Origin of the sequence: Micromonospora sp. GCM10011541 (genome assembly GCF_042650725.1) — a bacterium.
In the GTDB taxonomy this organism is placed as follows: domain Bacteria; phylum Actinomycetota; class Actinomycetes; order Mycobacteriales; family Micromonosporaceae; genus Micromonospora; species Micromonospora sicca.
Genome location: NZ_JBHSBP010000006.1, coordinates 36,609 through 57,151, shown reverse-complemented (window position 1 = coordinate 57,151; position 20,543 = coordinate 36,609). Strand labels below are relative to the sequence as shown.

General features: G+C 73.4%; 20 protein-coding genes. 4 read left to right on the top strand and 16 right to left on the bottom strand.

The window, feature by feature from the left end:
• Positions 1-59 precede the first annotated feature (59 nt).
• The 11 genes from ACFOYX_RS02210 to ACFOYX_RS02160 form a co-directional block, all read right to left on the bottom strand.
• On the bottom strand, positions 60-1,628 hold the full coding sequence (locus ACFOYX_RS02210) for a polyamine aminopropyltransferase (RefSeq protein WP_322441469.1): 1,569 nt from the start codon (positions 1,626-1,628) through the stop codon (positions 60-62).
• Positions 1,625-2,422 carry a hypothetical protein gene (locus ACFOYX_RS02205; protein WP_322441470.1) on the bottom strand — a complete coding sequence of 266 codons (798 nt, stop codon included), beginning with the start codon at positions 2,420-2,422 and terminating at the stop codon, positions 1,625-1,627. The genes ACFOYX_RS02210 and ACFOYX_RS02205 overlap by 4 nt, the downstream gene beginning before the upstream one ends.
• Positions 2,422-2,844, bottom strand: a complete 423-nt coding sequence (locus ACFOYX_RS02200) for a DUF350 domain-containing protein (protein WP_109801154.1) — start codon at positions 2,842-2,844, stop codon at positions 2,422-2,424. The genes ACFOYX_RS02205 and ACFOYX_RS02200 overlap by 1 nt, the downstream gene beginning before the upstream one ends.
• A gap of 29 nt (positions 2,845-2,873) precedes the next feature.
• Complete coding sequence (locus tag ACFOYX_RS02195) at positions 2,874-3,305, bottom strand: DUF4247 domain-containing protein (RefSeq protein ID WP_322441471.1); 432 nt, start codon at positions 3,303-3,305, stop codon at positions 2,874-2,876.
• A gap of 114 nt (positions 3,306-3,419) precedes the next feature.
• The gene (locus ACFOYX_RS02190) at positions 3,420-3,911 is read right to left on the bottom strand and encodes a DUF2617 family protein (RefSeq protein ID WP_322441472.1); all 492 of its coding nucleotides are present in this window, start codon (positions 3,909-3,911) and stop codon (positions 3,420-3,422) included.
• A gap of 2 nt (positions 3,912-3,913) precedes the next feature.
• Entirely contained in the window at positions 3,914-4,543 is a 630-nt protein-coding gene (locus tag ACFOYX_RS02185; protein ID WP_109801151.1) for a DUF4178 domain-containing protein, read from the bottom strand.
• Positions 4,544-4,626: 83 nt separating this feature from the next.
• Complete coding sequence (locus ACFOYX_RS02180; protein WP_322441473.1) at positions 4,627-5,529, bottom strand: hypothetical protein; 903 nt, start codon at positions 5,527-5,529, stop codon at positions 4,627-4,629.
• 70 nt (positions 5,530-5,599) lie between these two features.
• Positions 5,600-5,977 (bottom strand): hypothetical protein, encoded by a 378-nt coding sequence (locus ACFOYX_RS02175; protein WP_109801149.1) that lies wholly within the window; start codon positions 5,975-5,977, stop codon positions 5,600-5,602.
• Positions 5,978-6,157: 180 nt separating this feature from the next.
• Positions 6,158-8,749 (bottom strand): ATP-dependent chaperone ClpB, encoded by a 2,592-nt coding sequence (gene clpB / locus ACFOYX_RS02170; RefSeq protein ID WP_109803614.1) that lies wholly within the window; start codon positions 8,747-8,749, stop codon positions 6,158-6,160.
• 85 nt (positions 8,750-8,834) lie between these two features.
• On the bottom strand, positions 8,835-9,938 hold the full coding sequence (locus tag ACFOYX_RS02165; protein ID WP_146231185.1) for a hypothetical protein: 1,104 nt from the start codon (positions 9,936-9,938) through the stop codon (positions 8,835-8,837).
• A 96-nt stretch (positions 9,939-10,034) separates the two neighbouring features.
• Positions 10,035-11,099, bottom strand: coding sequence for a hypothetical protein (locus ACFOYX_RS02160; RefSeq protein ID WP_322441474.1), 1,065 nt, complete (start codon positions 11,097-11,099; stop codon positions 10,035-10,037).
• Between the two features lie 65 nt (positions 11,100-11,164).
• Here ACFOYX_RS02160 and ACFOYX_RS02155 point away from each other — a divergent pair, with 65 nt between their 5' ends.
• The 3 genes from ACFOYX_RS02155 to ACFOYX_RS02145 all read left to right on the top strand — a co-directional run bounded on the left by ACFOYX_RS02155 (position 11,165) and on the right by ACFOYX_RS02145 (position 13,491).
• Positions 11,165-11,665 carry a cation:proton antiporter regulatory subunit gene (locus tag ACFOYX_RS02155; RefSeq protein ID WP_109803611.1) on the top strand — a complete coding sequence of 167 codons (501 nt, stop codon included), beginning with the start codon at positions 11,165-11,167 and terminating at the stop codon, positions 11,663-11,665.
• 5 nt (positions 11,666-11,670) lie between these two features.
• Complete coding sequence (locus tag ACFOYX_RS02150; RefSeq protein ID WP_109803610.1) at positions 11,671-12,879, top strand: cation:proton antiporter; 1,209 nt, start codon at positions 11,671-11,673, stop codon at positions 12,877-12,879.
• Between the two features lie 180 nt (positions 12,880-13,059).
• The gene (locus ACFOYX_RS02145; protein ID WP_322441475.1) at positions 13,060-13,491 is read left to right on the top strand and encodes a hypothetical protein; all 432 of its coding nucleotides are present in this window, start codon (positions 13,060-13,062) and stop codon (positions 13,489-13,491) included.
• Between the two features lie 246 nt (positions 13,492-13,737).
• Here the strand turns inward: ACFOYX_RS02145 and ACFOYX_RS02140 are convergent, their stop codons facing one another.
• The 5 genes from ACFOYX_RS02140 to dnaK form a co-directional block, all read right to left on the bottom strand.
• Positions 13,738-13,944, bottom strand: a complete 207-nt coding sequence (locus ACFOYX_RS02140; protein WP_109800730.1) for a hypothetical protein — start codon at positions 13,942-13,944, stop codon at positions 13,738-13,740.
• A 141-nt stretch (positions 13,945-14,085) separates the two neighbouring features.
• A complete protein-coding gene (locus ACFOYX_RS02135; RefSeq protein ID WP_109800731.1) occupies positions 14,086-14,526 on the bottom strand; it encodes a heat shock protein transcriptional repressor HspR in 441 nt (146 codons plus the stop codon).
• 29 nt (positions 14,527-14,555) lie between these two features.
• A complete protein-coding gene (gene dnaJ, locus ACFOYX_RS02130) occupies positions 14,556-15,746 on the bottom strand; it encodes a molecular chaperone DnaJ (protein WP_322441476.1) in 1,191 nt (396 codons plus the stop codon).
• Between the two features lie 82 nt (positions 15,747-15,828).
• Entirely contained in the window at positions 15,829-16,572 is a 744-nt protein-coding gene (gene grpE / locus ACFOYX_RS02125; RefSeq protein WP_109800733.1) for a nucleotide exchange factor GrpE, read from the bottom strand.
• Positions 16,573-16,620: 48 nt separating this feature from the next.
• The gene (dnaK, locus tag ACFOYX_RS02120; RefSeq protein ID WP_109800734.1) at positions 16,621-18,477 is read right to left on the bottom strand and encodes a molecular chaperone DnaK; all 1,857 of its coding nucleotides are present in this window, start codon (positions 18,475-18,477) and stop codon (positions 16,621-16,623) included.
• A 220-nt stretch (positions 18,478-18,697) separates the two neighbouring features.
• Here dnaK and ACFOYX_RS02115 point away from each other — a divergent pair, with 220 nt between their 5' ends.
• The gene (locus ACFOYX_RS02115) at positions 18,698-20,539 is read left to right on the top strand and encodes a GTPase domain-containing protein (protein WP_322441477.1); all 1,842 of its coding nucleotides are present in this window, start codon (positions 18,698-18,700) and stop codon (positions 20,537-20,539) included.
• Positions 20,540-20,543: the final 4 nt, after the last annotated feature.

Below are 20,543 nucleotides of genomic sequence, written 5' to 3'. Positions count from 1 at the left end.
CACTCGACGCCCGGCGGTCTACGGCGGCGACGCGACAACCGGGGCGACATGCCCCGAACCTAGTAGCCGCGCCACTCCGCGCGGGCGTACTCCAGCACCCTGGGCTGCAACAAGGTGGAGGCGGGCACATCCATCCGGCCCCGGTCGGCGGGGAAGGTCGCCGCGGCGCGCAGCACCTCCGGGGTGAGGAAGCGCAGCGGCGGGGCGTCGGCCGGCAGGTCCAGCACCGGCGGGGTGCTCCCCGGCGCGGCCAGCACGAACCCCCAGTCACCGAAGCTCGGCACGTCCACGTGGTACGGCACGGTGGCGAAGCCGGCCTCCCGGACCGACCGCTCGATCGACCAGTACGACCGGGGCGCGAAGTAGGGGGACCCGGACTGCACCACCAGCCGCCCACCGTCGGCGAGCACCGAGCGGATCAGCGCGTAGAACTCGACCGTGTAGAGCTTCGCGGTGGCCGTCTCGTCCGGGTCGGGCAGGTCGGCCACCACCACGTCGAAGCGTTCCGAGGCGGTGCGCAGCCAGCCGAACGCGTCGACGTTGAGCACCCGGACCCGGGGGTCGGCGAACGAGTTCCGGTTCAGCTCGCGCAGCTGCGGCTCGCTGCGGGCCAGCCGCACCACCGCCGGGTCGAGGTCGACCACGGTCACCCGGCGCACGTCCGGATACGGCAGGATCTCCCGGAGCGCCAGCCCGTCACCGGCGCCGAGCACCAGCACCTCGCCGCGCGGGCCGCGCATGGCCGGGTGCACCAGCGACTCGTGGTAGCGGTACTCGTCGACGGAGCTGAACTGGAGGTCGCCGTTGAGGAAGAGTCGCAGGTCGGTGTCGGCGTGGCCGACCTCGCGCACCGACCGGGTCAGCACGATCTCCTGGTAGCGGCTGCGTTCGGCGTGCACCACCGGGTCCCGGTAGAGCTGCTGCCGGGCGGTCAGCTCGAAGTCGGCGGCGGTGATCCAGGCGTACCCCAGGCAGAGGGCGACCACCACGGAGCCGGCGCCGAGCGCGAGCCGCGCGCGGCGGCTCAGCTCCCGGCGGAAGACCGTGCAGACCAGCGCGAGGCCGGCCACCGCGTTCACCATGCCGACCACCAGGGCGCCCTTGAGCTGGCCGAAGACCGGCATCAGCAGGAACGGGAAGGCCAGCCCGCCGAGCAGGGCGCCGACGTAGTCGGCGGCGAAGAGGTCGGCCACCGCGCTGCCGGCGGACTGCGCGCGGATGCGTTGCAGCATGACCATCAGCAGCGGGATCTCCGCGCCGATCAGCAGGCCGAGCACGAAGGCGGTGCCGACGAGCGCCGGGCCGTAGAGGTCGAGCCAGGCGAACGCGGCGTAGAGGCCGAGCACGGAGAGCCCGCCGAGCAGCGCGAGGGTCAGCTCGATCGCGGCGAACGCGGCGGCGGCCCGGGACTGCAACGGCTTGGCGACGAGCGCGCCGACGCCCATCGCGAAGACCATCACGCCGAGCACGATCGACGCCTGGCCGACCGCGTCACCGATCAGGTAGCTGCCGAGCGCGACCAGCGCCAGCTCGTAGACCAGGCCGCAGGCCGCGCAGACGAAGACCGCGAGCAGGACCGCCGCGCGGGCCGCCCGCCAGCCGGGCCGCGCCGGCGCGTCGGTGGTCACGCCTTCTCCCCGGTACGCCCGGCGGCTTCCGCCCCGGCGGGCTGCGCCGGCACGGCGCCCCGGAGCTGCCGGCGGCGCTGCACCACGCCCACTGTGACGAAGAGCGCGGCGAGCACGAGCAGCCCCCCGGCGGCGAGCAGCGAGCCCCAGCGGCCCCGCCACAAGTCGTTGCCGGCGGCCGGCAGCGGGCTCGGCGCGGTGGCCGGGTCGGCGGTCGGGGTGGCGGCCGGCCCGGCCAGGCCGGCCTCGGCGGCGAGCAGCGGCAGCGTGGTGGCCGCGCGGGTGACTGCCCAGCCCGGGTCGTCGATGAAGGTGTCGTCGTCCAGCCCGAACCGTTCCAGGCCGCGCTCGATGGCGTACAGGTCGGCGGCGTCGATGTCGGCGGAGCCCTTCACCTGGACCCGGGCGGAGTCGGAGCTCTCGCTGCTCCCCGCGGTGTAGGTGATGTCGGCGGTGACCTCGATCCAGCGTGGGCACGTCGGGGTGGTCGCGACCGGCGTGCCGTCCCCGAGGTTCGATCCGACGCTGACCACGTCGGACCCGCCCGCCAGCCGCCAGCCGTAGCAGATGCCCTGGCTGGTGCGGGCCTCCCTGAGGATGGGCACGGTGTCGGCGCGCTCGTCGGTCGCGGGGGCGGGGATGCTGAGGTCGTCGGAGCTGTCGCTCACGATCCCGACCACGCAGAGGCCGGCGACACCCAGGACGACCGCCGAGATCAGCCCGGCCTTCACTGCCGACCTGCCCGCCGCCGGGGACTTCGCGGCGGCCGGCGGCGGCCGCTTGCCGCCGGCCATCAGCTGATGGCGGCGGCGATGATCGCCCCGGTGGCGAGGTGGACGACCGCGGAGACCCAGACCGCCGGGTGCGGCTCCGGGTCCACCAGCAGCTCGCCGAGCTTGCCGGGGGTGGCCACGTCGAGCAGCACGAAGGCGGCCGACATGATCACCAGGCCGAGGACGCCGTACGCGGCCGCGCCGACCAGGCCGAGCACGAAGTCGTCCTCGCTGGCCACGATCGCGGCGACCACGATGACCCCGACCCCGGCCAGGTTGGAGGCGAGCAGCAGCGCCGCGTTGCGGTTGCGCTCGTGCCAGATCAGGTGGTTCAGCCGGCCCGGGGTGGCCAGGTCGACCAGCAGATAACCGATGCCCATCAGGGCGACGCCGACCACGCCGTAGGCGAGGGTGACCAGCAGATCGGTGGCGAGGTTCTGCACTTCAGCTCCAGGGTGAGGGGGCGGAGGGGCTACTTGCCGGCGCCGGGGCCACCGCCCCGGACGGTGCTGCCGCGGCCCCAGCCCCAGCCACCGCCGACCACGTGGTGGTAGCGGGGGTAGGCGGTGCTCATCCGCTCCAGCAGGATCAGCGAGCCGGCGGCGACCGGCAGGATCACCACCGAGTCGTCGTCGTAGCGCAGGTAGACCCCACTGCCGTCGACGTACTGGTCGGCGGGCTGCCAGGTCTCCGTGATGTCCTTCGACACCTGGCTCGGGGTGCGCGTCGACGTGTACGCCACCGCGTCCCGGCCGATGTCCCGGCTGGACGCGCGGCGGTAGTGGTCCTGCACGTAGCCGCGTGGCGAGAAGTTGCCGTAGAAGATCGCGAAGGCGGCGATCAGCGCGCCGACCACGGCGACGGCCACCCCCACCACGATCCACCGCCGGTACGTCGTCGTCACAGTGCCACCTCGGTTCGCGACTGCGGGGCTCGCAAAACCGGCTCACTCCTCGCGCTCACAGCGCCACCTCGGTTCGCGACTGCGGGGCTCGCAAACCCGGCTCACTCCTCGCGCTCACAGTGCCACCACCGTCTCGGTCAGGACCAGCTCCTTGGTCTGGGGGTACGCGTGCCAGGTGCGCCAGCCGACCGTGCCGCCGGGCGGGTCGGGGCGTACGGAGAGCGCGGTGACCGCGTCCACGTCGCCGGGGAAGACGCCGACCAGCGCGTACGGGTCGTCGGCCAGTTCGGCGCGGAGCGCGGCGGCCCGGGCACGCAGGCCGTCGCCGTCGGGCCGGAGCACCGTGGCGGTGAACCGGTAGCCGGCGGCGGCGTCGTGCAGGGCGCCGGGCAGGTGCGGCGGACGGCCGGGCAGGCAGGCGACCGTCTCGGTCAGGCCACCGCAGACGACCTGGTGGGAGGCGCCGAGCAGGCGCAGCCGCAGGGTCGCACCGCCGGGCAGGGTCAGCTCCCGGACGTGCAGCGCGGGGCGTTCCGGGCCGCCGAGCGCCAGGCTCAGGTCGGCGGCGCTGGTGTCGACGTACGGCGCGTGCAGGGTGACGAGCACGCTCAGGCCCCCTTCTCCGGGCCGCCCTGCGGGTAGATCATCACCTCGGCCCGGTGCAGCTTCTCGCCGAGCGCCACCTCCCAGCCGGCTTCCCCGTACGCCTCGAAGGAGAGCCGGGCGCCGCCGGGCGCCTGGTAGTCGTGGTAGCGCATGGTGCCGCGCGGGTCGAGGCCGGTGCCCTCGGTGGCGGTGTAGCGGGCCTGGCCGGACTCGTCCCAGGTGTACCGGCGGCCGGCGATGTCGAGGGTCGGCGCGCCCGGGGTGACGGTGGCGGACGGTTCGGCGGTCCAGAGCACCAACTCCAGGTCCGGGTCCTCCTCGACGGAGAGCCAGCGCTTCACCCCGCCGACCTCGTCGAGCAGGTGTTCCGCCCAGCTCCACCCGCCCTCGACCAGGTGCACCGAGCCGCGGACCGTGTACGGCACCTGGCGGATCTCGACGATGTCGCCGGGCCGGAGCTTGCGGGGGTCACCGCGCAGCGCGTCGGAGTCCCGGTCGCGGAACGGGTCGCCGGGCGCTGGCGGGCGCGCCCCGGACCGGGCCTTGCGGAGCGCCACCACAGCGATCACGACACCGGCCACCCCGATCAGACACCCCAGCGTCGTCACCAGGTACGCCACCGAACCGTTCACGCCGACCGCCTTCCCACGTGCGTCGGCGCAGACGGTAACAACCCCGCGCACGCCGGGGAAAAGCCTCTTCAGCGAGTCAGCGATCAGCTACCGAGGGTGCCCGCGGTGGGGTCGGTCGGGGCCGCATCGGTCGACCCGGTCGGAGTCGGGTCCGGGGCGGACACCGCCGGGCCGGCGGGCGGGTGGGCGAGATGCAGCGCCGGCTCCGGGCAGATCATGTAGCCGGGCGGGAGCGCCGGAGTGGGCGCCGGGTAGCCCGGCGAGGGCGACCAGCCGACCGGCGGGTAGCCGGGCCAGGCCGCGGCGCCGACCACTGGGTAGCCGTAGCCGAGGGCCACCGGGTGGACGCCCGCCCGAGCAGCGGACGCGGGCCGGAACCAGCGGTCGGCCGCCGGGAGCAGGAGCAGCACCACGACGACGATCGTGAGCGCCAACACCAGCAGCACGCCGAGACCGCTGGCCCCGGAAACCAGGTCGGCGGGGTCACCCTGGGCGTAGAGGGTGTCGAGGAACTTCGACTGCTCCCAGTCGTCGCCGGGCGGCACGCCGTCGGACGGATCGAAACCGGGATCGGCGGACCCGGCGGCCAGCATGACCGGGATGAGGAGGGCGCCCGAGCACCCCTGCCCGAGGCAGAGCAGGAGCTGCGCGCCGGCGGCCACGAAGACCAGGATCCGGGCGGTGTTGCTGCCCCGGCCCAGCGGCAGCGCCGTGGCGGCGAGCCAGCCGGCCAGGAGCAGCGCCGGGACGCCGGTGACGAGCGCCATGAAGAGATTGCCCATCCGCTCGTCCGACACCTCGGCCGGGTCCGCGTCGGGGACCAGTCGCAGCGCCCGGTCGATCTGGCCGTCGTAGCGCACCGCTGCGACGATCACCAGTCCGATCAGGAGGAGCAGGACGACGACGGTCGCGAGCTGCAACCAGAAGGCGACGGTAACGATGGCCGGGCGGGCGGGGCGGGCCGGCGCGGCGTCGGGCGAGGTCATGGCTGGCAAGGTACGGCCTGCCCGCCAGGCGCCGGCACGACCGATCGGCCGGGGCCCGGTGACGAGTTGATCAGTTGGCGGCGAGGCGTTCAGCGGCGTAGTCACGGAGCGTCGCGCGACCCATCACGCAGCCGCTGAACGTCGTGAACTCGCCCTTGTCGTCGCGCAACGTCGCCCAGGCCGCCCGGCCGGCCTCCGGGTCGGCCCGGTCCAGCAGCGTGGCCGCGTACGCCTTCCCGGCCGCCGAACCGTGCTTGAGCAGCCAGTCGACCTTCTTCCGGGCCTCGGCGGGATGCTCGTCCAGCGCCCGCTCCACCTGCCGGTACGCCTCGGTCTCCGGCAGCAGCGTGGAGGCGATTCCCACCCCGCCGAAGGCAAGCGTGTCGGCCTTGGCCAGCTCCTTGACGGCGGCGTCCAACTCGCGGTCCTTCTTTCCGATCCCCAACATGCCCTCACTATTGCCCCGCGTCGGCCCGGTTGACCCGGTTGACCAAGAAGTTTGCGTCTCCGAACCCGCGTCCCCCCGACGCGAACTTCTTGATCACCGCGGGCGGGTGGGGGCCGCGTGGGCGGAAGACGGCGCGGCCGGGTCCCGCGGGAGGCGGAACCCGGCCGGGTGGGGACGGGGTCAGGCGGCGGTGACCGCCAGGGAGTCCTTGCTGTCCGCGAGGTCGACCTTGACGGTGTCGCCGTCGCGGATCTGGCCGGCGAGCAGGGCCTTGGCGAGCTGGTCGCCGATGGCCGACTGCACCAGGCGGCGCAGCGGGCGGGCACCGTAGATCGGGTCGTACCCGTGCTCGGCGAGCCAGGTGCGGGCCGCCTCGGTGATCTCCAGGCCGAGCCGGCGGTCGGCCAGCCGGCGGCGCATCCGGTCGAGCTGGATGTCGACGATGGCGCGCAGGTCGTCACCGCGCAACGCCGCGAAGACCACGATGTCGTCGAGGCGGTTGAGGAACTCCGGCTTGAAGTGCGAGCGGACCACCGCCAGCACCCCCTCGCGGCGCTGCTCCTCGGCCAACGTCAGGTCGCTGATGACCGACGACCCGAGGTTGGAGGTGAGGATCAGGATCGCGTTGCGGAAGTCCACCGTGCGGCCCTGGCCGTCGGTGAGCCGGCCGTCGTCGAGCACCTGGAGCAGGATGTCGAAGACGTCGGGGTGGGCCTTCTCCACCTCGTCCAGCAGGATCACCGAGTACGGCCGGCGGCGCACCGCCTCGGTGAGCTGGCCGCCTTCCTCGTAGCCGACGTACCCGGGCGGGGCGCCGACCAGGCGGGCCACGGAGTGCTTCTCGCCGTACTCGCTCATGTCGATGCGGACCATGGCCCGCTCGTCGTCGAAGAGGAACCCGGCGAGCGCCTTGGCCAGCTCGGTCTTGCCGACCCCGGTCGGGCCGAGGAAGAGGAAGCTGCCGGTCGGTCGGTCCGGGTCGGCGACGCCGGCCCGGGCGCGGCGGACCGCGTCGGAGACCGCGCCGACCGCCTCGGACTGGCCGACCACGCGGGCGCGCAGCGACTCCTCCATCCGGAGCAGCTTCGCGGTCTCACCCTCGAGCAGCCGTCCGGCGGGGATGCCGGTCCAGGAGGCGACCACGGTGGCGATGTCGTCGGCGCCGACCTCCTCCTTGAGCATCGCGCCGTCGGCCTGGAGCCGGGCCAGCTCCTCCTCCGCCCGGGCCAGGTCGGTCTTGAGCGCGGGGATCCGGCCGTACCGCAGCTCGGCGGCGCGTTCCAGCTCGCCGTCGCGCTCGGCCCGCTCGGCCTCGCCGCTGAGCCGCTCCAGCTCCTCCTTGGCGGTGGAGAGCTTGGTGATGTGGCTCTTCTCCAACTGCCAGCGCTCGGAGAGCACGGTGAGCTGCTCGCGCTTGTCGGCCAGCTCCTTGCGCAGCCGCTCCAGCCGCTCGGCGGAGGCGGCGTCCGGCTCCTTGGCCAGCGCCATCTCCTCGATCTCGAGCCGGCGCACCGCCCGCTCGATCTCGTCCACCTCGACCGGCCGCGAGTCGATCTCCATGCGGAGCCGGGACGCGGACTCGTCGACCAGGTCGATCGCCTTGTCCGGCAGGAACCGGTCGGTGATGTAGCGGTCGGAGAGGGAAGCGGCGGCCACCAGCGCGGCGTCGGTGATGCGGACGCCGTGGTGGACCTCGTAGCGCTCCTTGAGGCCGCGCAGGATGCCGATGGTGTCCTCGATGGTCGGCTCGCCGACCAGCACCGGCTGGAAGCGGCGCTCCAGCGCCGGGTCCTTCTCGATGTGCTCGCGGTACTCGTCCAGGGTGGTCGCGCCGACCATCCGCAGCTCGCCGCGGGCCAGCATCGGCTTGAGCATGTTGCCGGCGTCCATCGAGCCCTCGCCCTTGCCGGCGCCGACGACGGTGTGCAGCTCGTCGAGGAAGGTGATGACCTGCCCGTTGGAGTTCCTGATCTCCTCCAGGACGGACTTCAGCCGCTCCTCGAACTGGCCGCGGTACTGCGCGCCGGCCACCATCGCGCCGAGGTCCAGCGACACCAGCTTCTTGTCCCGCAGCGACTCGGGCACGTCACCGGCGACGATCCGCTGGGCCAGGCCCTCGACGATCGCGGTCTTGCCGACGCCGGGCTCACCGATCAGCACCGGGTTGTTCTTGGTACGCCGGGACAGCACCTGGATCACCCGGCGGATCTCCGAATCCCGGCCGATCACCGGGTCGATCTTGCCGTCGCGGGCGCTGGCGGTCAGGTCGACGCCGTACTTGGCCAGCGCCTGGTAGGTCTGCTCGGGGTCGGCCGTGGTCACCCGCCGGTCGCCGCCGCGGACGCTCGGGAACGCGGCGACCAGGTTCTCCTCGGTGGCGCCGACGGACTTCAGCGCGCCGGAGACCGCGCCACCCACCCGGGCCAGGCCGGCGAGCAGGTGCTCGGTGGAGGTGTACTCGTCGCCCAGCGGCCGGGCGATCTGCTCGGCGGCGCCGATGGCGTTGACGAACTCGCGGGCCAGGGTGGGCTCGGCGATGCTGGAGCCGCGCGCGGCGGGCAGCGCGTCGACCGCACGCTGGGCGGTCCGGCGCAGCTCGGCGGGGTCGGCCCCGACGGCGCGCAGCAGGCCGGCGGCGGTCGAGCCCTCGGTGTCCAGCAGCGACAGCAGCAGGTGCCACGGCTCCACCGTGGCGTGGCCGCGCTCGTTCGCCAGCGCGACGGCGCCGGTGATGGTCTCGCGGCTCTTGGTGGTGAGACGTTCCGTATTCATGGGCTCCCCCGGATCGGCGTGTCCACTAGGAAGGACACAACCAGAGTTGAGCCTATTCCGCTCAACTCCAACGGTGTGACCTGGCTCACCCTTTCACCAGGGTCACCTTGGCCCAGCGCCGGTTGGCGGTCCACCCGGTGCCGAGGATGACGTCGTCCGGTCCACGGGCGGCGATCGTGCCGTCGGCGAGCACCGTGAGGTAGTGCTCCGCCGTGAGCGGCCAGTCGAGGTGGTAGTAACGGCCCCCGGCCACCATGCCCGCGCCGTCGGGCCCGGTCACCGCCAACAACCCGACCCCGATCGGCGCCACCGACCGGGCCTGCGCGGGATGCCCGACGGCCGGCTCCGGCTCCCAGGACCGTGAACGGACAAAGCGCCACAGCGCCGGGAAGCGGGTCCGGTCCGGCCGCTCCCCGATCAGCCAGCCCGCGCCGTCGGGGGCGAAGGCGATCCGCACCATCCCCACCTCGTCGCCGGAGAACGGCACCGCGCTGCTCAGCCAGTGCCGCCCCCGGTCCCGCGACACCGCGGCGTACGGCCGGCCGGCGGCCGCACCGGCCGCCACGATCAGGTCGCCGTAGTGCCCGACTGTGTTCAGCCCGCGCACGGACGGCTGGACGGCCAGTGGGCGCAGTTGCCGGCCGTCCCACTCACCGACTTCGCCCAGGCCCTCGATGACCTGGTAGTCGCCCCTCGCCGCCACCAGCGGCAGCGGCTCCGCGCCGGTGGTGTGAGCGAAGGTGGCGCCGCCGTCGGTCGAGGTGTACCAGCCGTACGGCTCGGCGAGCAGCACCAGCGCCCCCGGTACCGCGTAGAGCTGCTGGTCCTGCGCGACCGGACGGGGATGCCGCAGCGCCCGCCAGGAGTGTCCACCGTCGACGGTGGCGTAGAGCAGTGCGGGGCACCCGCGACCGGGCGGCTGCCCGGCACAGGCGGCGAAGATCGCGTAGCCGTGCTGCGCGTCGGCGAACTCGACGAACGGCTGGTCGTACCGCTGGGGGACGGCGACCCGGACGTGGCGTACCTCGTCGAAGCCGACGACCCGGGGCGGCGCCGGTGCGGTCACGACCGGGCGGTGCGACGCGGACGCCGGGCTCGGCGGCGGCCGGCGGACGTCCCCGATCGAACAGGCCGCCAGGACCGGCACGAACAGCAGTGCGGTCACCGAGCGGGCTGTTCGCCGATCCATGGCGCCTCCAGCACACCGTAGCCGGCCTCACCTGGGTGCGAGTACGTGTGAACAGACTGTCCTATCGACATCGGGAGGGGTAGCGATGTGACCCGGTCACTTGTCCGTCGACGGGCGCCGCCGCTCCAGGATCACCCGTACCCAGTGGTCACCATCGCGGTCGCCCAGCAGCACGTCCTCCGGTCCGCGTGCCAGCAGCGTGCCGTCGAAGAGGAGGGTCAGCCGGTGGTTTCCCCGCAGCGGCCACGACTCGTCGATGTAGTGACCGCCGGGGGCGGTGATCAGACCCCCGCCGTCGGGGCCACTCACCGCCAATCGGCCCTCGCCGAAGGGCACCAGCGACACGAAGGGCTCGGGGTAGCGGTCCACCATCAGCGGTCGCCAGTCGCCGTCGTAGTGCCAGAGGGCGGGGAATCCGCCCGGATCCCGCCGCTCACCGATCAGCCAGACGTCGCCGCGCACCGACGGCGCCACCCGGATCCCCACAATCTCCCCGTCCGGGGTCGCCACCCGGGGCCGGCGCCAGTGGGCGCCCGCGTCGAACGAGACGGCGAGCACCGGTCGCCCGTTGGCGACGGAGGCCGCCACCACCAGCCCGTCGCTGCCGTACACGCTCTGCGGACGGGACAGGGGCGGCTGGACCGGCAGCGGCCGCCAGACACCCCCGTGCCACCTGACGAGCCGGCCGGTGCGGTCGTCGACCTGGACCTGGCTGCGCAGCGCCCGTACCACCGGGGGCAGGGTCGCGCCGCGCTCGTGCTGGAAGCTGCTCCCGCCGTCCAGGGAGAAGTACCAGCCGTCCCCCGGCACGAAGAGGACCGGCACGTCCACCGTGACCTCGAGCCGCTGCCCACTCGCCAGCGGGCGGGGATGCGGGACCCGGTGCCAGGACCGCCCGCCGTCCGCGGTGGCGAGGAGCAGTGCCGGACAGTCCGGCGCGGGCGGCTGCCCGCCGCAGGAAGCGAAGAGGGCGTACCCGTGGAGGGCGTCGCCGAACTCGACGTACGGCCGGTCGTACCCGTTGGCGACGGCGAGCTGAACGCGGCGAACCTCGACCGGGTCGGCGGTCCGCGGCGGGGCCGCCGGAAAGAACGGGTGCGGTGCCGGCTGCCCCGCGTCGACGATCGTCCAGGCCGCCGCCGCCGCGAACAGCACGAGCAACGCGACCAGCGAAGAAGATCTTCGCGGACTCAATCCAACCTCCGGGGCACAGTAGCCTTACCTGGGTGCGAGTACGTGTCGAACAGACTGCCCTGCCGGGGATCGGCGTACGTCACGATCTGGTGACGGAATCGGGCCGCCGGCTGGGGGTGGTTTCCCACCGCAACGGCCGCCGGGACCTCGTCCTGTACGACCCGGACGATCCGGACGCCTGCCAGGCCGACATCCCGCTCACCGACGACGAGGCCGAGGCGCTCGCCGACATCCTCGGCGCGTCGCTGATGCTCGGCCAGCTCTCCGGGCTGCGCGAGCAGGCCGCCGGGCTGCTCACCGAGCAGATCGCCATCCCGGCCGGCTCGAAGTACGTCAACAAGCGGCTCGGCGACACCAGGGCGCGTACCCGCACCGGCGCCTCCATCGTGGCGGTGCTGCGGCAGGGCGAGGTGATCGTCTCGCCCGATCCCACCTTCCGCTTCGCGGCCGGTGACGTGGTGGTCGTGGTCGGGACCCGGCAGGGTCTCGACGGGGTGACCGCCGTCCTCGCCGACAGTGACCCGGACGGCTGAGGCGGATGCACGAAACCACCACACTGCTCGTCGAGGTCGGCGCGCTGCTGCTCCTGCTCGGCCTCCTCGGCCGGCTCAGCCGTCGGTTCGGCGTCTCCCCGATCCCGCTCTACCTGCTCGCCGGCCTCGCCTTCGGTCACGGCGGCCTGCTGCCGCTGAACGCCAGCGAGGAGTTCTTCGCCGTCGGCGCGGAGATCGGCGTGATCCTGCTGCTGGTCATGCTCGGCCTCGAATACAGCGCCAACGAACTGGTCGGCAACCTCCGCTCGGCGGCCCCGGCCGGCTTGATCGACGCGGCGCTCAACGCCCTGCCCGGCTTCGGGTTCGCGCTGCTGCTCGGCTGGGGCTGGGTGGCCGCGGTGGTGCTCGCGGGCGTCACCTGGGTCTCCTCGTCCGGGGTGATCGCCAAGGTCCTCGGCGACCTGGGCCGGGTCGGTAACCGGGAGACCCCGGTGATCCTCTCCGTGCTGGTGATCGAGGACCTGGCGATGGCGCTCTACCTGCCGCTGGTCACCGCGCTGTTGGCCGGCGTCGGCCTGGTCACGGGCGGGATCGCCCTGGCCGTCGCGGTGCTCACCGTGGTGCTCGTGCTGGCGGTCGCCATCCGGTACGGCCACCTGATCTCCGCGGCGTTGTCCGCCAAGGATCCGGAGGCCCTGCTGCTCGGGGTGCTGGGCCTGACCCTGCTGGTCGCCGGTGTGGCCGCCAAGCTCCAGGTCTCCGCGGCGGTCGGCGCCTTCCTGGTCGGCATCGCGCTCTCCGGGCCGGTCGCGCACCACGCCACCGAGCTGCTCTCCCCGCTGCGGGACCTCTTCGCCGCGGTCTTCTTCGTCTTCTTCGGCCTGGTCACCGACCCGCTGGACATGCCGCCGGTGCTGCTGCCGGCGCTGGCGCTGGCCGTGGTGACCATGGGAACCAAGCTGCTCACCGGCTACCTGGCCGCCCGGCGGGCCGGGATCGCCGAACCCGGTCGCTGGCGGGCCGGGTTCGCGCTCACCCCGCGCGGCGAGTTCTCCATCGTCATCGCCGGGCTGGCGGTCGCCGCCGCCCAGCCGGTGGAGCCCCGGCTGGCGGCGCTCGCCACGGCGTACGTGCTGATCACCGTGGTGACCGGGCCGATGCTGGCCCGGCTGCCCGACTTCCCCTGGTTCAAGCGCTGGCTGCGGCGGCGCAGCCAGCTCCGCCGGCCGGAGCCGGCCCCGGCGGCTGACTGACGCCGGTCGATGCTTTCCGGGCCGGGTCGGCCGTACGGTGGACCCGGCCCGGCCGTCCGTTGCCGAATCGGTCCCGGACAGGTCTTCCGCCGCCGAGCGAAACCGCGTTACCGTGTCGCCCCAGCAGCCAGGGTCTGCGGGTGGCCGGTGCCCCCGCCAGCGGTAGCGGAAGGTTGGCCGGTGAGCGTGCAGGAGTCGACGTTCCACGGCTTTGCCAACCCCGTTGATCCGTCACCGACGGAGCTACGGGCCTGGGCGTACCAGCCGGATTCCGTGCCGCTGGCCTCGATGCCCCCGGACTGGGACCTGCTGGTCGCCGGCGACCACCTGGTGACGACGCTCTTCGAGCTCGCGATGGACCCGGCCTGCCCGGCCCGGCGGTTCGCCCTGCACTGCCTCTACATCTACGCCGCCGACGGCATCCGGACGAACTTCCGGGCCCACCCGAAGCGCCGCTTCCGGAAGCTGGTCGAGCAGGCCGAACGGGGCGGCGACGAGCTGATGCGCAACTGGGCGCACAACAGCCGCGTGCTGCTGGCCCGGCCGGATCTCTTCGTCTACCACGACTGGTGCGAGGGCGGCCTGGTCCGGGAGAACCGCCGCATCCGCTGAACCACGCCTCCCGGCCCGCGCCACTTCCCCGATCTGACGGTTTCCAGCCGCCACGGACCCCACCACCTCGGCGATCCCCTGGCGGCCCCGGCCGCGCAGCGCCCCTGCGTCCCGGCCCGCACCTCTGGGGAAAGGCGAACGGGCCGGGACCCCCTCGCAGCGCCCCTGCGTCCCGGCCCGCACCTCCGGGGAAAGGCGAACGGGCCGGGACCCCCCGTGGGTCCCGGCCCGCACGTCGGCGGATCGTCAGGTCGATCCGCCCTGCTGCCGGCGCTTCACCTCGGCCCGGCCGTGGTCGATGCCGTGGTCGACCTGGTCGGCGAAACGCCCTTCCTTGATCTTGTTCGTGAACTTGCCCTCGGTGACCTGCTCGAACCTCTCCCGTATGTTCTCGGCCACCTTCTCGAGCCGGTCCTCCGTCTGCTGGGCCACCTTCTTCGCCGATTCCGCCATGGCTCCCCCTGCCAGTTCGGAGTCCGGATTGAGCTGGTTGAACCTGATTCTCAGGCTAACGAGAGCGGCCCGGCCCGCGCCGGGGAATCCCCGAACTGCGAGCCGGGCCGGTGTGGACCAGCGGTCGAGCGGCGAAGTGGGTCAGCGCTCCGGGTTCCGGCGCGGACGCCAGACCACCAGCGCCGTGGAGGTGCGGTTGGTCGGCACGAGGTCCCGGCCCGGGAAGCTGGCCAGCGCCTCCAGCTCGGCGATCCGCCGGTACGCGGCGTCCAGCTCCGCCTCCAGCCGGGCCACCCGCTGCTGCGCCTGCTCCAGCAGCCGCTCCAGGCCGATGATCCGCTTGACCCCGGCCAGGTTGATCCCGTCGTCCTGGCTGAGCCGCTGCACCTCGCGGAGCAGCACCACGTCCCGGACGCTGTAGCGGCGGCCGCCGCCGGCGGCCCGACCCGGCTGCACCAGGCCCAACCGGTCGTACTGGCGCAGGGTCTGCGGGTGCATCCCCGCCATCCGCGCCGCCACCGAGATCATCAGCACCTTGGCCTCGTAGGCAGGGTCACCCGAGCCGACGAACTCCTCCGACATCCCCGCTCACCTCCGCAGCACTCGCCCGATCAACTGAATCGACGCACCCGCGCGTCGAGATGTTCCCGCGCGGCGGGCGGGGTCTGGTCGGCGAACGACTCCAGCGCCGCCCGCGCCTCGTCCGACAGCTTCGCCGGCACCACCACGTCGAGGGTGACCAGCAGGTCACCGGCCCGGCCGTCCTTGCGCACCACGCCCTTGCCCCGGGCCCGCAGCACCCGACCGCTCGGCGTACCCGGCGGCACCCGCAGGGTCACCGTGCCGTCGAGGGTCGGCACCCGCAGGTCGGTGCCGAGCACCGCCTCCGGGAACGTGATCGGCACGGTCAGGGTCAGGTCGTCCCCGGACCGCCCGAACAGCTCGTCCGGACGGACCTTCACCTGGACGAAGAGGTCGCCCGCCGGGCCGCCCCGCTCGCCGGGCTCGCCCCGGCCCGCCAGCCGGATCCGCTGGCCGTCGGCCACCCCCGCGGGGAAGCGGACGTTCAGGGTGCGGGTCTTGGTGACCCCGCCGGTGCCGTGGCACTCCGGGCACTTCTCCTCGACGACCGTGCCCACGCCCTGGCAGTTGCGGCACGGCTCGGAGAAGCTGAACGACCCCTGGTTGCGGGTGGTCACCCCGGCGCCGTGGCAGACCGGGCAGGCCACCGGCTGGGTGCCCGGCTTCGCCCCGTTGCCGTGGCAGGTGTCGCAGACGCCGGGTGCGCGCAGCGAGAGCGGCAGGGTCACCCCGCGTACCGCGTCGTCGAAGTCCAGCGCGACCTCGGTCTCGACGTCGCGGCCGCGCGCCGGACCCCGGGGGCGGGCCGGACCGCCGGCCCCGGCGCCACCCGAGAAGATCGAGCTGAACAGGTCGGTGAAGCCACCCCCGCCGAAGCGGGTGTCGGCACCACCGGTCGCGCCGCCGCCGAACAGGTCGGAGACGTCGAACGGCATCCCGCCGGGCTGGCCCCCACCGCGGGCGCTGCGGCGGAACGCGCCCGAGCCGAACAGCGAGCGCATCTCGTCGTACTCGCGGCGCTTCTTCTCGTCGCCGAGCACCGCGTACGCCTCGGAGACGGTCTTGAACCGCTCCTCGGCCTTCGGATCACCGGGGTTGTGGTCCGGATGCGACTCCCGGGCCAACTTCCGGTACGACTTCTTGATCTCGTCCGAGGAGGCGGACTTCTCCACGCCCAGCACGGCGTAGTAGTCCTTCTCGATCCAGTCCTTGGAACTCACCGGTCCACCCCCCTTCCACGGGACGTATACCCCGGTCGTCCCGCCCGCCCCTGACGGGCGGGCGGGACGGCGCGGGTCGGCACTACTCCGGGTCGGCCACCGCGACCAGCGCGGGCCGCAGCAGCCGCTCGCCGAGCTGGTAACCCCGGCGCATGACCTGCACGCAGGTCGGTTCGGTCACGTCGGCGGAGGTCTGGTGCGCCACCGCCTCGTGCCGGGTCGGGTCGAACGGGTCGCCCTGCTCGCCGAACGCGGTCAGGCCGAACTTGCCCAGCGCCGTGGTGAGCTGCTCGGCCACCGTGCCGAACGGGCCCACCAGGTCGCCGTGCTCGCGGGCCCGGTCCAGGTCGTCCAGGATCGGCAGCAGCGCGGCCAGCACCGTGCCGATCGCCTGCTCCTGGACCAGGGCACGGTCCCGGTCCACCCGCTTGCGGTAGTTGGCGTACTCCGCCGACACCCGCTGCAGGTCCCGGGTCCGCTCGTCCAGCTCGGCGCGGAGCGACTCCAGCTCGGCGCCGAGCGGCACGCCCGCCTGGGCGGCCTCCTCGGTCGGCTCGGCCGGGGAATCGACCACCGGCGGGCCGGAGACCTCGGCCTCGGCCTCGATCTCGTCGACGACGACGTCGGCCTCCTCGACCAGCCCCTCGGCCGGCACGTCAGCGGCGGCGTCGGCGGCGATGGTCGTCGCCTCCCCGGTCTTGCGGATCTTGCGCTTGTCACGGATGACGACCCGCGGCTCCTCGCCGGCGGCGTGCCCGGCGGTCGCGGAGCCACCCGGCGCCGACCCGGTGGCGCCCGGGTCGGCGGCTCGTGGCTTCTCCGTCATGCGGCTACCTCATCCCTCTGCCGTGGGTACGTGTCCGACAGCGGCAGGTCACTTCTTGCCGTCCTCGTCCACGATCTCGGCGTCGACCACGTCGTCGGCGCCGCCGGCCTGCGCGCCACCGGTCGCACCCGCGCCCGGCCCGGCCGCCCCCGGCTGCTCGCCCTGCTCGGCCTGCTGCGAGTAGAGCAGCGAACCGGCCTGCTGGGAGACCTGCGCCAGCCGCTCGTGCGCCGCCTTGATCTTCTCGATGTCCTGGCCGCCGAGGGCGCCGCGCAGCTCACCGAGGGCCTCGTTGAGCTGGTCCCGGTTCTCGCTGGGCAGCTTGTCGCCGCTCTCGGCGAGGAACTTCTCGGTCTGCCACTGGAGCGCCTCGGCCAGGTTGCGGGTCTCCGCCTCCTCGCGCCGCCGCTTGTCGTCCTCGGCGTGCTCCTCGGCGTCCCGGCGCATCCGCTCGATGTCGTCCTTCGGCAGCGAGGAGCCGCCGGTGATCGTCATCTTCTGCTCCTTGCCGGTGCCCAGGTCCTTGGCGTGCACGTTCACGATGCCGTTGGCGTCGATGTCGAACGTGACCTCGATCTGGGGCACACCGCGCGGCGCCGGCGGGAGGCCGGTCAGCTCGAAGGTGCCGAGCTTCTTGTTGTAGGCCGCGATCTCCCGCTCGCCCTGGAAGACCTGGATCAGCACCGACGGCTGGTTGTCGTCCGCCGTGGTGAAGACCTCGGAGCGCTTGGTCGGGATGGTGGTGTTGCGCTCGATCAGCTTGGTGAAGATGCCGCCCTTGGTCTCGATGCCCAGGCTCAGCGGGGTCACGTCGAGCAGCAGGACGTCCTTGACCTCACCCTTGAGCACACCGGCCTGCAGGGCGGCGCCGACGGCGACGACCTCGTCCGGGTTGACGCCCTTGTTGGGCTCCTTGCCGGTGAGCTGCTTGACCAGGTCGGTCACGGCGGGCATCCGGGTCGAGCCGCCGACCAGGATGACGTGGTCGACGTCGGAGACCTTGATCCCGGCGTCCTTCACGGCCTGCTCGAACGGGCCCTTGCAGCGGTCCAGCAGGTCCTGCGTCATCCGCTGGAACTCGGCGCGGCTGAGCGTCACGTCCAGGTGCAGCGGGCCGGCGGAACCGGCGGTGATGTACGGCAGGTTGATGTTGGTGGTGGTGGCGGCGGACAGCTCGATCTTGGCCTTCTCGGCCGCCTCGCGGAGCCGCTGGAGGGCCATCTTGTCCTGGGCCAGGTCGATGCCGTGCTCGCCCCGGAAGGTCTTCACCAGGTGGTCGATGATCCGCTGGTCCCAGTCGTCGCCGCCGAGGTGGTTGTCACCGCTGGTCGACTTGACCTCGATGACGCCCTCGGCCAGCTCCAGCAGGGAGACGTCGAAGGTGCCGCCACCCAGGTCGAAGACCAGGACGGTCTGCTCCTTGGAGCCCTTGTCCAGCCCGTACGCCAGGGCGGCCGCGGTCGGCTCGTTGACGATCCGCAGCACGTTGAAGCCGGCGATCTCACCGGCCTCCTTGGTGGCCTGGCGCTGGCCGTCGTTGAAGTAGGCCGGGACGGTGATCACCGCGTCGGTGATCTGCTCGCCCAGGTACGCCTCGGCGTCCCGCTTGAGCTTCATCAGCGTCCGGGCCGAGATCTCCTGCGGGGTGTACTTCTTGCCGTCGATGTCGACGGTCCAGTTGGTGCCGATCTCCCGCTTGACCGAACGGATGGTCCGGTCCGGGTTCGTGACCGCCTGGCGCTTGGCGACCTCACCGACGAGCACCTCGCCGTTGCGGGCGAACGCGACGATAGAGGGGGTCGTCCGCGAGCCCTCAGCGTTGGCGATGACGGTGGGCTCACCGCCCTCGAGAACGCTGACGCAGGAGTTCGTCGTGCCGAGGTCGATGCCGACCGCACGTGCCATGTTCGCTTCCTCGCTTCGTAACGTCGAGCAGGTGACGGGCATTGCCCGCTGGGTTCCGGCGGGCGTCGCCGTCAGCGATCCCACCACAAGTTGAGTGAACTTGACTCAATAGTGCCACGCCCCCCGGAGAACGCAAGTCGAGGTTGAGCCGACCCGACGCAACCCGACCGTTATTACCGTCCGGTTGTCTTCCCTTGCATCGGTCGGGCACGCTTTAGCGGTGACGACGCATGGCGATCCCGCCACCCACACCGGCGCGCCCGCCGTCGCAGCCCGCACCGGACCGCCGGCCGCCGGGGAGGCTCCGCCCGGCACCACCGGGGACGGCCTGCCCGCCGCGCTCGCCGGCCTGCGGGCCGCGATCGGCGCGGCCCGGTTCCCGCTGGCCCTGCCCTCGGCCGAGCCGGCCCGGCACGCCGCCGCCGGGCTCACCGACCAACTCGACGACTACCTGCTGCCCCGGTTGGCCCGGCTCGACGCGCCGCTGCTGGTAGTGGTCGGCGGCTCCACCGGCGCCGGCAAGTCGACCCTGGTCAACAGCCTCGTCCAGGCCCGGGTGAGCGCCGCCGGCGTGCTCCGGCCCACCACCCGCTCCCCGGTGCTGGTCTGCAACCCGACCGACTCCGCCTGGTTCCGGCGGGGCGAGCTGCTGCCCGGCCTCACCCGCACCAACGAACCGAGCGAGAACCCGGGCACCCTGCACCTGGTCACCGCGCCCGCGCTCCCCGCCGGGCTGGCCTTCCTCGACGCGCCCGACATCGACTCGGTGGTCGACGCCAACCGGGCCCTCGCCGGCCAGCTCCTGGCCGCCGCCGACCTCTGGCTGTTCGTCACCACCGCCGCCCGGTACGCCGACGCCGTCCCCTGGGAGCTGCTCCGCAGCGCCCGGGCCCGGGGCGCGGTGATCGCCATGGTGCTCGACCGGGTGCCCCCGGAGGCGGCCGACGAGATCGCCGCCCACCTGTCGGAGATGCTCGCCGCCCAGGACCTCGGCGCCGCGCCGCTCTTCGTGCTGCCGGAGACCTGGGTCGACGGCCAGGGGCTGCTCCCCGACAAGGTCACCGCCCCGCTCAGCGCCTGGTTCTCCCGGCTCGCCGCCGACGCCGACACCCGGTCCGCCGTGGTCCGGCAGACCCTCGACGGGGCGCTCGCCGCCGTGCACCCCGCCGTCGACGGGCTGGCCGACGCCGCCGACGAGCAGGTGGCCGCCACGGACGCGCTCGACGAGCGGGTCCGGGCCGCGTACCGGGGGGCGCAGCGGACCGTCGAGCAGGGGCTCAAGGACGGCCGGCTGCTCCGGGGCGAGGTGCTGGCCCGCTGGCAGGAGTTCGTCGGCACCGGCGAGTTCTTCCGCACGCTGGAGGCGCGGATCGGTCGGCTCCGGGACCGGGTGGTCGCGGCGATGACCGGCCGTCCGGCGCCCGCCGCGGAGCTGCGCAACGCGATCGAGTCGCAGCTGGTGACCCTGTTGCGCGGGGTCGCCTCGGAGGCGGCGGAGAACGCGTACACCGGGTGGAAGGCGCATCCCGCGGGGGCCGCGCTGGTCGAGCCGCCGCTCGCCCACCCCTCCGACGACCTGGCCGAACGCGCCGAGCGGCTGGTCCGCGACTGGCAGCGCGGGGTGCTGGACCTGGTCCGCGAGGAGGGCGGCGACCGCCGCTTCGTGGCCCGGACGGCCGCGTACGCGGTGAACGCCACCGGGCTGGCCGTGATGATCGGGGTCTTCGCCTCGACCGCCTTCATCCCGACCGGTCTGGAGGTGGCCACCGGCGCCGGCACCACGGTCGCCGCGCAGGCCGTGCTCCAGGCGATCTTCGGCGACCAGGCGGTGCGCAACCTGGCCGACAAGGCCCGGGTGGACCTGCTGGACCGGATCGGCGCGCTGCTCGACGAGGAGGCGGCCCGCTACCTCGACCGGACGGCGGCGGCCCGCCCGGCCGCCGAGACCGGCACCGCCCTGCGGCGGGCCGCCGCCGAGGTGGAGATGGCCCGGCACCGCAGCGGCCTGTCCCGCACCGACGGGCCGGTGCTGCCGCCGACCGGCATGGGTGGGACGCGGTGAGCGC

Excerpts from the sequence above, each read along its gene's own strand:
- ACFOYX_RS02205 (WP_322441470.1), bottom strand. The coding sequence starts at position 2,422 with ATGGCCGGCGGCAAGCGGCCGCCGCCGGCCGCCGCGAAGTCCCCGGCG.
- ACFOYX_RS02180 (WP_322441473.1), bottom strand. The coding sequence starts at position 5,529 with ATGACCTCGCCCGACGCCGCGCCGGCCCGCCCCGCCCGCCCGGCCATC.
- ACFOYX_RS02175 (WP_109801149.1), bottom strand. The coding sequence starts at position 5,977 with ATGTTGGGGATCGGAAAGAAGGACCGCGAGTTGGACGCCGCCGTCAAG.
- clpB (WP_109803614.1), bottom strand. The coding sequence starts at position 8,749 with ATGAATACGGAACGTCTCACCACCAAGAGCCGCGAGACCATCACCGGC.
- ACFOYX_RS02165 (WP_146231185.1), bottom strand. The coding sequence starts at position 9,938 with ATGGATCGGCGAACAGCCCGCTCGGTGACCGCACTGCTGTTCGTGCCG.
- ACFOYX_RS02150 (WP_109803610.1), top strand. The coding sequence starts at position 11,671 with ATGCACGAAACCACCACACTGCTCGTCGAGGTCGGCGCGCTGCTGCTC.
- ACFOYX_RS02140 (WP_109800730.1), bottom strand. The coding sequence starts at position 13,944 with ATGGCGGAATCGGCGAAGAAGGTGGCCCAGCAGACGGAGGACCGGCTC.
- ACFOYX_RS02135 (WP_109800731.1), bottom strand. The coding sequence starts at position 14,526 with ATGTCGGAGGAGTTCGTCGGCTCGGGTGACCCTGCCTACGAGGCCAAG.
- grpE (WP_109800733.1), bottom strand. The coding sequence starts at position 16,572 with ATGACGGAGAAGCCACGAGCCGCCGACCCGGGCGCCACCGGGTCGGCG.
- dnaK (WP_109800734.1), bottom strand. The coding sequence starts at position 18,477 with ATGGCACGTGCGGTCGGCATCGACCTCGGCACGACGAACTCCTGCGTC.